General features: G+C 36.9%; 15 protein-coding genes and 1 pseudogene. 6 read left to right on the forward strand and 10 right to left on the reverse strand.

Going from position 1 to position 13619, the window contains the following annotated elements; translation table 11 throughout:
* Nucleotides 1–3: 3 nt before the first annotated feature.
* Nucleotides 4–1095: a DUF917 domain-containing protein gene (locus MHI02_RS16920; protein ID WP_047186570.1), complete on the forward strand. Its 1092-nt coding sequence runs from the start codon at nt 4–6 to the stop codon at nt 1093–1095.
* Between the two features lie 3 nt (nt 1096–1098).
* On the forward strand, nt 1099–2661 hold the full coding sequence (locus MHI02_RS16925) for a hydantoinase/oxoprolinase family protein (protein WP_341166137.1): 1563 nt from the start codon (nt 1099–1101) through the stop codon (nt 2659–2661).
* A 324-nt stretch (nt 2662–2985) separates the two neighbouring features.
* Here MHI02_RS16925 and MHI02_RS16930 read toward each other — a convergent pair whose 3' ends face one another.
* The 4 genes from MHI02_RS16930 to MHI02_RS16945 form a co-directional block, all read right to left on the reverse strand.
* Nucleotides 2986–3321: a type II toxin-antitoxin system RelE/ParE family toxin gene (locus tag MHI02_RS16930; RefSeq protein WP_060669186.1), complete on the reverse strand. Its 336-nt coding sequence runs from the start codon at nt 3319–3321 to the stop codon at nt 2986–2988.
* 4 nt (nt 3322–3325) lie between these two features.
* A complete protein-coding gene (locus tag MHI02_RS16935; protein WP_047186567.1) occupies nt 3326–3574 on the reverse strand; it encodes a type II toxin-antitoxin system prevent-host-death family antitoxin in 249 nt (82 codons plus the stop codon).
* Nucleotides 3575–4032: 458 nt separating this feature from the next.
* Nucleotides 4033–4254, reverse strand: coding sequence for a hypothetical protein (locus tag MHI02_RS16940; RefSeq protein WP_047186566.1), 222 nt, complete (start codon nt 4252–4254; stop codon nt 4033–4035).
* A gap of 209 nt (nt 4255–4463) precedes the next feature.
* Nucleotides 4464–5879, reverse strand: a complete 1416-nt coding sequence (locus MHI02_RS16945) for an alanine/glycine:cation symporter family protein (RefSeq protein ID WP_047186565.1) — start codon at nt 5877–5879, stop codon at nt 4464–4466.
* Nucleotides 5880–6124: 245 nt separating this feature from the next.
* On the opposite strand from MHI02_RS16945, the gene MHI02_RS16950 reads away from it, so the two are divergent.
* The 3 genes from MHI02_RS16950 (at nt 6125) to MHI02_RS16960 (ending at nt 6807) form a co-directional block, all read left to right on the forward strand.
* Nucleotides 6125–6349, forward strand: coding sequence for a DUF1659 domain-containing protein (locus MHI02_RS16950; RefSeq protein ID WP_047186564.1), 225 nt, complete (start codon nt 6125–6127; stop codon nt 6347–6349).
* Between the two features lie 34 nt (nt 6350–6383).
* Nucleotides 6384–6602: a DUF2922 domain-containing protein gene (locus MHI02_RS16955; protein ID WP_047186563.1), complete on the forward strand. Its 219-nt coding sequence runs from the start codon at nt 6384–6386 to the stop codon at nt 6600–6602.
* 70 nt (nt 6603–6672) lie between these two features.
* Nucleotides 6673–6807 (forward strand): YvrJ family protein, encoded by a 135-nt coding sequence (locus MHI02_RS16960; protein ID WP_083452640.1) that lies wholly within the window; start codon nt 6673–6675, stop codon nt 6805–6807.
* Between the two features lie 127 nt (nt 6808–6934).
* Here the strand turns inward: MHI02_RS16960 and MHI02_RS16965 are convergent, their stop codons facing one another.
* Genes MHI02_RS16965 through MHI02_RS16980 form a run of 4 tightly spaced genes read right to left on the reverse strand, consistent with a single transcriptional unit; the run spans nt 6935 to nt 8942 of the window.
* A complete protein-coding gene (locus tag MHI02_RS16965) occupies nt 6935–7096 on the reverse strand; it encodes a hypothetical protein (RefSeq protein ID WP_157851603.1) in 162 nt (53 codons plus the stop codon).
* A 59-nt stretch (nt 7097–7155) separates the two neighbouring features.
* Entirely contained in the window at nt 7156–7971 is an 816-nt protein-coding gene (locus MHI02_RS16970; protein WP_145524311.1) for a hypothetical protein, read from the reverse strand.
* The gene (locus MHI02_RS16975; protein ID WP_060669183.1) at nt 7964–8506 is read right to left on the reverse strand and encodes a hypothetical protein; all 543 of its coding nucleotides are present in this window, start codon (nt 8504–8506) and stop codon (nt 7964–7966) included. Before MHI02_RS16975 ends, MHI02_RS16970 begins: the two co-directional genes overlap by 8 nt.
* Before the next feature lie 22 nt (nt 8507–8528).
* Nucleotides 8529–8942 carry a hypothetical protein gene (locus tag MHI02_RS16980; protein WP_047186560.1) on the reverse strand — a complete coding sequence of 138 codons (414 nt, stop codon included), beginning with the start codon at nt 8940–8942 and terminating at the stop codon, nt 8529–8531.
* Nucleotides 8943–9057: 115 nt separating this feature from the next.
* On the opposite strand from MHI02_RS16980, the pseudogene MHI02_RS16985 reads away from it, so the two are divergent.
* Nucleotides 9058–9969, forward strand: a pseudogene (locus MHI02_RS16985) (ISLre2 family transposase); the annotation flags it as partial.
* Nucleotides 9970–10708: 739 nt separating this feature from the next.
* Here MHI02_RS16985 and MHI02_RS16990 read toward each other — a convergent pair.
* Both MHI02_RS16990 and MHI02_RS16995 read right to left on the reverse strand, forming a co-directional pair.
* Entirely contained in the window at nt 10709–11842 is a 1134-nt protein-coding gene (locus MHI02_RS16990) for a LysM peptidoglycan-binding domain-containing protein (protein WP_341166138.1), read from the reverse strand.
* Nucleotides 11843–12234: 392 nt separating this feature from the next.
* Nucleotides 12235–13542: an LLM class flavin-dependent oxidoreductase gene (locus tag MHI02_RS16995; protein ID WP_060668843.1), complete on the reverse strand. Its 1308-nt coding sequence runs from the start codon at nt 13540–13542 to the stop codon at nt 12235–12237.
* Nucleotides 13543–13619 lie beyond the last annotated feature (77 nt).

Genomic DNA, 13619 nt, shown 5'->3' on the forward strand with positions numbered 1-13619 from the left:
AGCATGAGATTAATTGGGAAAGAAGAAATAGAAAATATTGCAATCGGAGCAGCTTTATTAGGTACTGGCGGTGGTGGAGACCCATTCGTTGGAAAAATGATGGCACTTCAAGCCATTGAAGAACACGGACCAGTGAAATTACTTGATGTCGATGAAATTGAAGATGATGATATGATTGTCCCTTCTGCAATGATGGGCGCCCCTACTGTATTAGTAGAAAAAATCCCTAGTGGCGATCAAGCACAACAAGCTTTTAAATCATTAGAAAAGGTATTAAATAAAACGATTAAAGCAACGATGCCGATTGAAGCTGGCGGCGTCAACTCCCTATTACCACTCGCATTAGCTGCATCTATTGGATTACCCGTTGTCGATGCAGATGGTATGGGACGAGCCTTTCCAGAGTTACAAATGGTTACTTTTTATTTAAATGATGTCAGTACAACACCAATGGTTCTGGCTGATGAAAAAGGAAATAATATGGTATTAAATACAGTGAATGGAAAATGGGCAGAAAACATAGCTCGTTCTGCAACAATGGTTATGGGTGGATCGGTCATAAACGCTATTTACCCAATGACTGGAAAACAAGTAAAAGAATCAAGTATCTACCGTTCCTTAACATTGGAAGAGGAAATCGGCCGTACCATTCGAGAAGCAAAACAGAATAAACAAAATCCAATCGACGAGATTTTAAAACTTTTAGGTGGATTTAAACTATTTACTGGAAAAGTTACTGATATTGAACGGAAAACGGATGGTGGCTTTGTACGCGGGATGGCAACCATCGAAGGACTAGGTCAAGATAAAGGGGAGCAATGTTATTTGGAATTTCAAAATGAAAATCTTATGGCAAAAACAAATAACAATATCCTCTGCATGACACCTGATTTAATCTGTGCATTAGATACGGAAACTTCCCTTCCTTTCACAACAGAAGGATTGAGATATGGAGCAAGAACGACAATAATTGGCATTCCTGCTGATAAAAAATGGCGTACCGAAAGAGGAATTGAAGTTGCTGGTCCACGTTATTTTGGATATGACAACGACTATACACCAGTAGAAGAATTGAACAGAAAGGCAGGAAAATAAATCATGAATTATCGTTTAGGTATTGATGTAGGTGGTACAAATACGGATGGAGTTCTTTTAGACCGAAATATGAAGGTTATTCATTCCTTAAAAACTCCAACTACAGAAGACGTAGAAACAGGCATTTATAATACAATCCATCAACTTGTAGAAGAAGCTAAAGTAAATGTTGAAAATATTGAATTTGCCATGCTTGGTACAACCCAATGTACGAATGCTATTGTAGAAAGAAAAAAACTAAATCGAGTAGCCACTATCCGAATCGGTGCTCCTGCCGCGACAGCCATTAAGCCACTTGCCGGTGTACCAGAAGATTTACAAGCAATTCTTGGAGGACACACCTATATGGTTGAAGGCGGACACGAATATAATGGAGACGAAATTAATACGTTAAATGAAGACAGAATTCGCTCCATTGCGGAGGAAATTAAAGGAAAAGTAGATTCGATTGCTCTTACGTCCATCTTCTCCCCTGTAGACCAAACACATGAAACGAAGGCCGAGGAGATTTTACGTGAAGTATTAGGAAATGATATTTCGATTTCTCTTTCTAGTGAAGTAGGAAGCATTGGTTTACTAGAAAGAGAAAATGCAACCATTTTAAATGCTTCTATTATCAATGTAGCGAAAACAACTGCAGATGGTTTTGAAAAGGCACTTCAACATAACGGTATTCATGCGAAAGTCTTTTTCTGTCAAAATGATGGAACATTAATGTCCAAAGAATATACGTTAAAATATCCAATTCTAACAGTTGCATGTGGGCCGACAAATAGTTTACGTGGAGCATCATTTCTATCGGATAATAAGGATGCAATTATTGTTGACGTCGGAGGTACCACATCAGATGTTGGTGTATTAGTAAAAGGATTCCCAAGACAATCATCTCTCGCGGTCGAGTTAGGTGGCGTTCGTACTAATTTCCGTATGCCAGATATTAATTCCATTGGATTAGGAGGCGGAACCATTATTCGCGTTGCTGAGGACAATACATTTACAGTTGGTCCTGACAGTGTAGGTCACCGCCTTCTGGAAGAAGCACTTGTATTCGGCGGTTCCACTCTAACTACGACAGATGTAGCCGTAGCCCTGGGCAAAGTAAAACTAGGAAATCCGGAAAATGTCGCACAACTTGACAAAAATCTATTAGAAGCGATTTACAAGCGTATGGTGGAAATGATAGAAGAAGCTGTTGACAAGATAAAAACAAGCGCAGCCGATATGCCAGTAGTTTTTGTCGGTGGAGGAAGTGTCTTATTTCCAAATGAAATTAAAGGCGCATCTCAAGTATACCAACCCGAAAATGGCGGTGTTGCAAATGCAATTGGTTCAGCTATTTCACAAATCAGTGGGGAAATTGAAAAAATTTATTCCATTAACAAAGAAAATAGAGAAGAAATACTAAAACAAGCAAAAGAGCTCGCTATTTCAGAAACGATTAAAGCCGGGGCAGATAGTGAAAAGGTAGAAATTGTAGACATGGAGAGCGTACCACTTGCTTATCTTCCTGGTAATGCAACAAGAGTTAAAGTTAAAGCAGCTGGGGACTTGGCAATTCAGGTATAGCTAGCGGGAAGCAGGAATGGTACCACTCCTGCTTCTTTTTTTGAACTACTCTCTGTCATACTAATACTAATCAGCCACGTAACCGACCTTGCTTCAGATAAAAAACAACTCTCCAATCAACTTTCTTCAACGATTTAATTAAAAATTGGAGAAGACCCTTTCTCAAAATACCTTCTCATACATTGAAAACTCATCTAAACCAACATTAATGTGTGGATGCCTATTAAATAAAAGCATAAAAAGATGCGGACCAGATCCGAAAATTCCTAATAGTGCGCACTCAGAGCAAGTTGGGACGAAGGGTCTGTCCCTGTAGATCCCTTGTTATTCACTATTCATTTCACCTTTTTCTTCACCAAGAAGTATTTTTATATAATCTCGTTTTGAATAAAGAATTCGATAAATGGATACATAGACTTTATCTAATTTGTAAAAAACAAGGTAATTTCCACAAATTAAATATCTATAATCTGTTGGAACATCCATTTTCGATGATAACTCAATACCTAGCATAGGGAAACCCTTCAGCTTTTCGTAACACCCCATGATATTTTCAATTGTATCTACCCCAGCACCAGGATTGTCAAGCTCTTTGGTAATGTATTCTCTGATATCAAACAAGTCTTGTTTTGCAAGGGGATTGATTCTTAATTGACACATAAAATTATACTCCTAAGTCTTTTTTAACTTGTTCCTCAGTTAGCCATTCATCCCCCTCTTTTATGGCCCTCTCAGCCTCCATTAATTTTGAAAGAAGCTTGATTGTAGATTGGTTTTTTTCATATTCCTCTATATCAAGAATAGCAAATCTCCCTCTTCCATTTTTTGTTAAAAAAACTGGATCACCCATAGATATATCTTTTAAAACATCATTATAATTTCTTAAATCAGACACCGGCTTAATATTAGGCATAATATCAACTCCTTTTGTTAGTATTATACCATTATTTTACGTAAAATTATACGTGGATTTTCACAACACTTCATTCTATATAAAATTATAAAAGTTTAACAAGGGACGAAGAATCTGCCCTTTCAGTTCTTTGGTAGTGATTCCCGATATCTTACCACGAGTACTGATATCTCAGTGATGAATTCCGATAACAAACTCACAAGGGCGGATATCTTGTCCGTGAATCCTTTGTCCCAATTCAATAACCGGTCTTTGCAATATATGCGATATAATAGAAACTTTTAACCTAAGACACTCCATCGCCTCAATAATTACCTTTTATTCGAAATAGTGTAGGCTAACCTATAGAAATTTAGAATAATTTTATGTATAATGGATATAGATAAAGAGAGAAGTGTATTAATACACTTCTCTCACAACCTCTACCGTCAGGGTGGTGGTTGTCTTAAATATTTGATTTATTTATGAGAACCACCCTTTTGCTTGTGACGGCGCGGGGTGGCTTTCTTGTCTTCTAGTATGTTTTTCCGAAAGAAAAAAGCACTTGATTCACGCACGATCCCTTTCAGAATTTCTCGTAAAAATTTTAGAAAACTTGACATTTGCCAATCCTTTTCGGCAAATGTCTTAGTTGCACTTATGCAGAGTGTATGCTTCTTTCTGCCAAGAAATGTTTCCATGATTATCACCTCCTTTCCCCAGTAGGAAAGAAGAGCGACAACCAACCACCCTCACAATATTCAGTTGCTACTTTATTTTAACATAATATAAAAGCGTTTTAATCTACTAATTTCCGACAAATACTGACAAAGATTAATGAGTGAAAATCTCCTTACTTATGTAAGCATACTCATCAGCCACAGGAACAGGCAAACCTATCCCCACAGTTCTACTGCTCCCTATCCTCCATCCGTTCCCAACACTCTATTCCATCTTGATTTTCTAATACATCCCGATAAAATACAGGGTCTTTTCCAGCTTTTCGTTGTTTCATGTAATCGTCAAGAACAATCTTGGCGATTTTAAAGAGTCTTGTAATGGCATATAAGTTAATTAATGCCATGATTGCCATGGTTAAGTCGGCAAGTGCCCAGACAAGATCAAAGGACGCAAGGGTTCCAAAGATGACCATGATAAGAACGACAACTCGGTAAATAAATAAAGTTAGTTTACTATCCTTAATATAGTAGATATTGCTTTCCCCATAATAATAATTTCCAAGAATCGAACTAAACGCGAATAGGAAAATGGCAACAGCGACAAATATACCCGCCCAGTCTCCTAAAAGATTGGTGAAAGCAGATTGCGTAATCTGAATCCCCTCTGCATCACTACCTGCAAATCCACCAGAAGCAAGAATAACCAATCCAGTTGCGCTACAGATTAATAAGGTATCAAAGAACACGCCAAGTGCTTGAACGAGTCCTTGTTTTACCGGATGCGAAACGTCAGCAGTTGCTGCGGCATTCGGTACGGACCCCATCCCAGCTTCATTAGAGAATAGCCCACGTTTCACACCCATCATGATGGCTGCACCGAAGCCTCCTCCCGCAACTTGTTCAATACCAAATGCATTAGCAAAAATAAGCCTAATAATGCCTGGTATCACTTCTAAGTTCATCGCCAATACCACAAAGGAGATTAGAATATAAATAATCGCCATTACTGGTACAATGATTTGTGAAACATTAGCAATACTCCTTATTCCTCCAAAAATAACTAATGCTGTAAGAATGGTTAAAATGATAGCAACAGCAGTAGGACTTATTGAAAATTGATTTTTAAAGGCAAGACTAATCGTATTAGACTGAACGGAATTAAATATAAGTCCATATGTAAATGTGATGGTAACCGCAAATACAATACCTAGCCAACGACTTTTTAAACCTTTCTCAATATAATAAGCTGGACCACCTCGGTAAAGATTTTTATCATTCACTTTATATACTTGACCAAGTGTACTCTCAACGAATCCAGATGCTGCACCGACAATCGCAACCAGCCACATCCAAAATAATGCCCCCGGACCTCCAAGTGCCACCGCAGACGCGATCCCTGCCATATTTCCTGTACCTACCCTTGAAGCCGCACTAATAGCAAATGCTTGGAAAGAACTTGTCCCTTTCTTCCCTGAATCAGAATACGCACGTTTATCGGTTATCACTCGAAACATTTCTCTTATGGAAAATTGAACAAAACCAGTTCGAATTGTAAAATATAACCCTAAACCAATCAAAACAATAATAAGTACATAAGACCATAGAAAATCATTTAAATGGGAAATAATACTCTCCATAAATTCCATTGATTTTTGCACTCCTTTCTTATACACCATAATAGTATACCATAAGAGCCATAGGACAGGTTTACTGTCCCAAATTAACTACAAGTACCCCACCCCTTTAACAAAGATATCTTTTTCCAACTTCCCCTTTTTATTCCTTTTTAAACACGAGTTATAACTAGATAAGGAATTTGAACCCTTCTTAAATTTCTCCCCCCTCACCTCGATTCCTTTCGATTGTATTTATGAAAGGAGGTGAGAAACAAATGGCAGCATTCGAATTAACGAAGTCTACATTACAGCTTGTTTTAAATGATGGGAATGATTTAAAAACTGGTATGCCAGTCTACAAGTATAAGAGTTTCAACAATGTAAAAACTTCCGCAACGGCGGATCAGCTATATGCTGTAGCCAATGCTTTTGCTGGTTTACAAGATCGCCCATTATACAACATCATTCGTAAAGACACAGCTGATGTTACTGCTGAGTAAAGGCCGACAAAAATAATAAAAAGGAGTGAGAGAGTTGAGAAAATTAGAGCTTAAATTTACAAACGAAGATGGAAAAGTAGTTACATTTTCACTAGATAATCCTATCGAACCAGTAGATCCTTCAGCTGTTAATGCTGCAATGGATACAATCATCAACGAAAATGCCTTCACATCGACTGGTGGAGATTTGGTAGAAAAGCATAGTGCCCGCATTGTAGAAAACACTGTGGAAGAAATCGATATTGAAATTTAACCTTAAGAAATAGACCAGCCGATGTTTATCGCTGGTCTATTTTACTAAACAAGGATTGGAGGTTTTTTCTGTGGAAGCTTGGATAGCATTCATCACAGATGTTGGTTTTCCTATCGCGGTGACGTTTTACCTATTACACCGTGTCGAGGGAAAACTGAATCAACTGATTGAATCGATACATGCATTGCCGGAGAAAATGAAATAATTAGTAAAACAGCCCCACTAAAAAAGTGAGGCTGTTTCTTTTCCAATAAATTACCTTTTAGTTAGCTAAACCTTTCACACGCGTTAAAGTAGTTTAAGTCAGTTTCCGAAAATAGGCCAATTGAATCTTATTTATTATTTAATTCAAAGTATAAATGTTCCTCTGTAGAATTAAACTTTAAAATAGACTTTTCTTGTAATAGTAGTTCTTTCACAGGTAAAATAATTGGCTGGTTATGATAACTTCCGAGTTTAAATTCTAGTTGGTTTGTACTTTCCTTAGCTTTCATTATAGAAAAAACTAGCTTCTCTGTTTCAGATACTACATAGACCTTGCTTTCCTTTAAATTTAACTTTTTATATTTCTAAATAAAGTTGTAAAATTTCTATACATCTTTGATTCAGTTTCTGATTTAGTTATATACGTAGACACCTCATTAGGTTCTGGCCTTAAGTGTAATAATAATATATCTTCATTCTTAGTAACAAATCTGAAGGTAACGGTATAACCAGAGATTGGAATATGTTGCCTTAGATTGATTCTTATAAGATTAGATGAAGTTAAAGACACTTTTACAACCGGCTGTAATAAATCAGATACTATGCTGTTCCCCTTCCAATAATCCTCATTATTCAAAAAGTTAACCAGCTGATCTAATTTCATATGTTTATCAATATTTAATGGCTTTGATTTATTAAAAGAGAACATTAATAAAGGCAAAATCACTAAAAGAATTATTAAAATAAAAGATGAAAATACTACCAGTACAGAGTCAAACACTGTTTTGGCATCTAAAGAATAAGCTATTCCACCAAATAACCAACAAACCGCAAGACTATATGAAATAATTATAAACATAATCAAAGTAATCTTATACGTCTTTACGTTTGATAATAACGTTACTAAGTAATTGATTTGTATGATAACTCTATTTTTATCAACTTCGTTTTTATCCTGATTCAATTCTAAACTTATGTCACGTGCTAAGTCATTTGACTTTTGAATTACTCTTTCATTATGTTGACTAAAAACTATAGTTGTTAATGCCAATAATGCAGCAATAACAGCTGACACCCAACCCAGATATTGAATAGAATAAATGCTAATGCCATCCATCAATTCCCAAAGACCAACAGCAAATAAGTATGATATATAGTCATACATTTTGATTACACTTCTCTATAATATCTGTAGAAATCTCTAACAATTTATCTACTTTTGTTTTATCCGTAGTAATTGGATAGGTAATTAACCCATTGGTGTAAATTTTAAGAAGTATAGGATTATTATCGGCAAGCTCCAATTTAGCTTTTATTCCAAAGAAAGGATCTACGTCAACCGAAGTAATCTCCTGACTTAAACTTTCCTTATATTTACAGTTCAAGGGTAATCTAAAAACTTCAATGGTAACATTACTACCTAATAATTTATCCAATACTTTCCCTAAATACTTATAATTTTGAACAGATGATGTGAATAAATAAAAATAATTACTCTTCCTTATAAAGTTTACCATATTCATTTTTCCATACCTAAAGGAATTGGACCATTGAATTTCACCCATACTATTACTTTCATCAAAAAAATTCATGGCATAGAAATGGTCATTATCATCCATAAACATAATATCCTTTAGATTTTTTTCAACATTAACAATATCATTTACTTTAACGATTACCATACTGTTTGAAAGGAACAAGGCCTAAACCCTCCTTATTGGCTCATTTAATATCCAATTTAATTCCACCAAAGTAATCACGAATCTCCTCTTCTTTATCAGGAATTCTTTTAATCAGATTTTCTTCTATCGTTGTTACATATTGTGTAAAACTTTTCTTCGATTGAAAAGCATCTCTTGAAAGTTGATTATTAACAATCTCTGATCCAATTTCAATAGTTTGCTTATCTTCTAGTAGGTTAACAATAGTATAATATAATTCTTGACAAATTTCTTTTAAAATATAGCCCTTTACATTAGGCTCACTAAAAACAATCTTTAACATCCCTTTAAAGTCGATTGTTAATCCCGTGGTAAGTACTTCAACCTTATTCTGATATTTACTAACTGTTATTGTAAACTTAGAAATCTTATCACCATTAAATATACGCTCGATAACATCAGGGTCCGCAAACAAGTTTTTCCCACTATGTGTAAAATAGTTCTCGGGGATTTGAAACAAAATTCTAGAAAAAAAAGAAAAGGCGCTCTATCATAAATGTATGCTTAGCCGGCAAATACATTAGAAAACTGCTTATTTACCAAAGGGAGATGAGTTGGATTTTTTATTTGCCGAGGCAGATGGTGTATTTGTGCGTGGAACAAAGAAAAAGACAAGTCATGAAGTCCATCATGCGATCATTCATGAAGGTTGGAGTAAAAATGGGAAGCGTATTTCCCTAAAGAATCCACAGGTCATCATGACAACCAAACCAACGAATGATTTTTGGAAAGAAGTCCAGGCGTATACAGCTAATCATTATTCCTTAGAAAACACTCAAGTTGTCACCAATAGTGATGGTGGTCCCGGTTATACGGCAGAACGTTTTCAAGAGGCTTTCTCACAGTCTAGTTATCCTGTTTTAAATCAATTGGATTCCTTTCACATTTCTAAAGCACTGAATCGAACTTTTGGAGTTAAAAAGAGCGAGTTTAAAGAAGGTGTACAAAAGGCAATCAAAGAACACGAACTGGATGATTTCATACGTTGGATGGATACATTGGAGAGCACTTTAGAAACGGATAAGCAGTTAGAAAAGGCCGAGGATTTTCGTAGATATATTGGCGGTAATTGGGATCGAATTTTTGATTGGAGAGAAAAAGTTGAGAATCCACCAAAAGAGGCAAGGGGCATGGGTGCAATGGAATCCAACCAACGACATATTTCATTCCGAATGAAAAAGCGTGGAATGCATTGGAGTTTAGAAGGTAGTGAGGCAATGGTGAAGATCAAACAAGGGATTCTAAATAAAACATTACGATCCGTCTATTTGAGAGACCAAAGGCGAAGTGTAAGAAAACAACGAGACGTGAAAAAAGTGGTTCGTATGACTGAATTTCTACGCCAGGAAACCCAGCCGTCAATTGGAGCAAAACAAGGTAAAATAAGCCTAAATACAGCTCATTCATCAGCTATTGGACAGTTAATAAAAAGTTTTAGATAACACCCTGATTTTTAGGTAAGGTTCTTGGTTTTTAGAACGTTACCTAAAAATTGGGGACAGCAAGCGACAAGGGTCGCGCGGTAGCCGAAAAAGTGTACAAAAATAGAGTGCCGGAAATATTGGTGTGGAAGACACACCGAGAAAAACTTGACACATACGAACCTAAAGTTTCGTTTGCAACAACATTTAGTTTTGATTTATAATGAATATAGAAACAGCGTAAAATAAAAGAGACTGGACGCACTAACGCCCAGTCGGTGCAACATACATGCCGCAAAATAGCGGCTAACCAATTTAAAGGACTATGAAATAGTCACCTTTCCTTGGTAGGGCAGAGGTGGCTATTTCTTTTTGTTTAAATGGACGAAAATAGTTACGATCCACGTCGCTAAGCTAAATTGCGTAACTCAGTGCTTCGTAAGTCGCTATTAACCTCATCCCTTATCATAAGGATTTAAAAAGGTTCTAATCCCAATTAAAGTAAGTGACACCATCGAATTTCTCCCCCACTTTATTAAGGAGAATACCACGCATCTTTACTAATACACTAGGATGCACTAAATTACCTAGTGAAAATCAGAAAAGCCATTTTATACCAAAGGTTCGTTTAACATTAAAAGGAAGTACTCGCTTATTACTTACGGAGTACTTCCTTTTATTTTTGGTTGTTGAAATTTGTCTAGTGAGATGAGGGGCCTGTCCCCCATGGTTCCCTTTTTTGACTACAAATTAGTATTCATTATTTTAAAATGGTAACATTAACTGTTCTATTTCCCCATTTATATGCTTCGGCCTTTGTTGGAACATGAACATCAATTTTATTCCCTTTAATGCTTCCACCAGTATCGGCAGCAACTGCATAACCATAGCCATCGACATATACTTTAGATCCTAATGGAATAACAGATGGATCCACAGCTATTACTTTCGCATTTGGATTTGCATTCAAATCTACACCAGTAGACGTGATACCTGAGCAACCATCACAATTAGCCGTATATGCAGTAGCAGTTGCTTGAATTACATTAAGTTCTGCATCGTCTTCGGAATTACCTTCTGATTTAGCAGATTCTGCTTTTTCATCCGCTTCTACAACTACTTTTTTATCTGCTTGAGATGCCTCTTGGCTAACTGGTTCTGAAGCCTCAACTTCTTCTGGTTCTGGTGCTGGTTCTTGAGCCTCAACTTCTTCTTCTGGTTCCGGTGCCTCAACTTCTTCTTCTGGTTCTGGTGCTGGTTCCGGTGCCTCAACTTCTTCTTCCGGTTCTGGTGCTGGTTCCGGTGCCTCAACTTCTTCTTCTGGCTCTGTTGCTGGTTCCGGTGCCTCAACTTCTTCTTCTGGTTCTGTTGCTGGTTCCGGTGCCTCAACTTCTTCTTCTGGTTCTGTTACTGGTGCCGGTGCCTCAACTTCTTCTGGTTCTTGAGCCTCAACTTCCTGAACTGGTTCTGTTGATATGCTTTCAGTCGCAACTTCTTTTGCTGGCGCTGTAACTGTTTCCTTCGAGACAGCATCATCCGTGGTAGATATAGTTGGAATGTCAAGCACTTGACCAATAAAGATAAGATCTGATGTGAGATTGTTCAGGGATTTTATATCCTTGACCGTTACATCAAATTGATTAGCGATCCTGGATAATGTGTCCCCTTTTTGTACTATATATTGTTCGTTTATGAATAATAGTTGATTCGGATAGATAATAGTTGACGTCAACTTATTTATATCCATTAATTTCTTTACTGTAGTGTTATGTTCTCTTGATATATCCCATAGCGTATCACCTTTTTGTACTTTAACTTCTGCTGCTGAAACGTTAGTTACTGTTACACTAGCGATAAGCATTCCTGCAGTTATCGCAGTTACTAACTTTTTCATCTTAAATCTCCCTCCATATTCTTCCAGATGTTATTCATTTTAACATAGATTTACAAAAGAAATATGACAAATGTATTACAAAGGTTTGTTTAGATTGCAGGGCCAAAGGGACCTTCCCTGTGATCCTTGTGATTCTATTAATTTTATAATTTCATAGACACAAGAAGAGGGTCTCCCCTCTTCTTGTGTCTCGACGATTATAAGACAATCATCCTTCATGCAAATAACCAGGTCCATGCCAAAACCTAAGCAACATACATGCCTTGTACAGAGCGGCTGACCTAGTAAAGTTTTTTGCAGAAATAGCTCACCTTACTTGACGGCAGGGTGGCTATTTCTTTTTGTTTAGATAGGCGACAATAGTTACGATCATTACATGAACATGATTCGAATTATGTTAATCCTAAATGTTCACGGAAAGTATGACCTTCATATTTCTCTCTGAAAATACCTCTTTTTTGCATTTCAGGAACAATTAGTTCAACAAAGTCTTCTAAACTACCAGGCAATGTAGGAGGCATAAGATTAAATCCATCAGCCACACCAGCTTCAAGCCAGACTTCCATCTGATCCACAATTTCTTCGGGCGTACCTATCAGCGTGTGATGCCCACCGCCCGCATTAAGATATCCTAATAATTCTCTTACGGTAGGTCGGGTATCATTAATAATTTCTAGTATCGTTTCGTAACGTCCGATTGGTCCAGTAAATTCTTCTACAGGAGGTAGTTGAGGTACTTCTTTATCCATTTCCCAATTCGAACAGTCTTGTTGAACAAAGAAACTCAACTGGTTTAAAGCTGTTTCAATAGGTAATTGCTCATCTAATGCTGCTTTTTTTTCTAAGGCTTCTTCATGAGTACGACCTACATAGGTTACTAAGCCCGGAAATACTTTAATATGTCTATTACTGTCTCCACTTTGTCTAACTTGTTCATCTAATTTTTCACGAAATCTTTTTGCCTGCTTCAAGTTCCACGATACGGAATAAACCGCATCGGCATATTTTGCCGCCAATGCAATACCTTGTTTAGATGCCCCCGCTTGCATTGATACTGGTTTGCCTTGGGGGCTTTTTGGTGTGGTGGATGGGCCATACACCTTAAAATAAGTACCAGCGTGATTAAATGGCTGAATGTTTGAAGGATCGATCAATTTCCCTTCTGCTCGATTATGTACAAACTCATTACTGTCCCATGAAAGGAATAACTTATTCATTAAAGCAGCAAATTCATCTGCTTTCTCATAACGTTTGTCATGAGGAGGCAGTTCATCCATACTATGATTTAACGCCTCCAAATCAGTCATAGAAGTAACGAGATTCCAACCAACACGTCCTTTTGTAATATGGTCTAAACTTAATAATTGTCGTGAAGCTGTGAAAGGATTAGAAAAAGTACTTGAAATGGTTGAAACTAATCCCACATGTTTTGTCACTTGAGAAATAGCTGTTAAATTGACTATTGGATCAAACCAAAATGCTGGCATATCACTAGAATCTTTAGCCGGAAAGGATTGATTATCAGCAAAGAATACTGCGTCAAAATAACCTTTTTCCGCTAACTGTGCTAAGGATTGGTAATATGAAATGTCCCCAATACGTTCAACGCTTGAGTCAGGCATTTGCCAAGCAGCCTGATGGTGCCCACATCCATACAGCAAGACACCTAAGTGTAGTTGTTTTTCTTTCATCTTTGGCATTTGTCATACCTCCAAACAATTATTATTCACTATCTTATATACTCCGTTTTTGAAAGACTATCCATTGTCATTTAAGC

The sequence above is a fragment of the Oceanobacillus sp. FSL K6-0118 genome, assembly GCF_038006665.1.
Taxonomy (GTDB): domain Bacteria; phylum Bacillota; class Bacilli; order Bacillales; family Amphibacillaceae; genus Oceanobacillus; species Oceanobacillus caeni.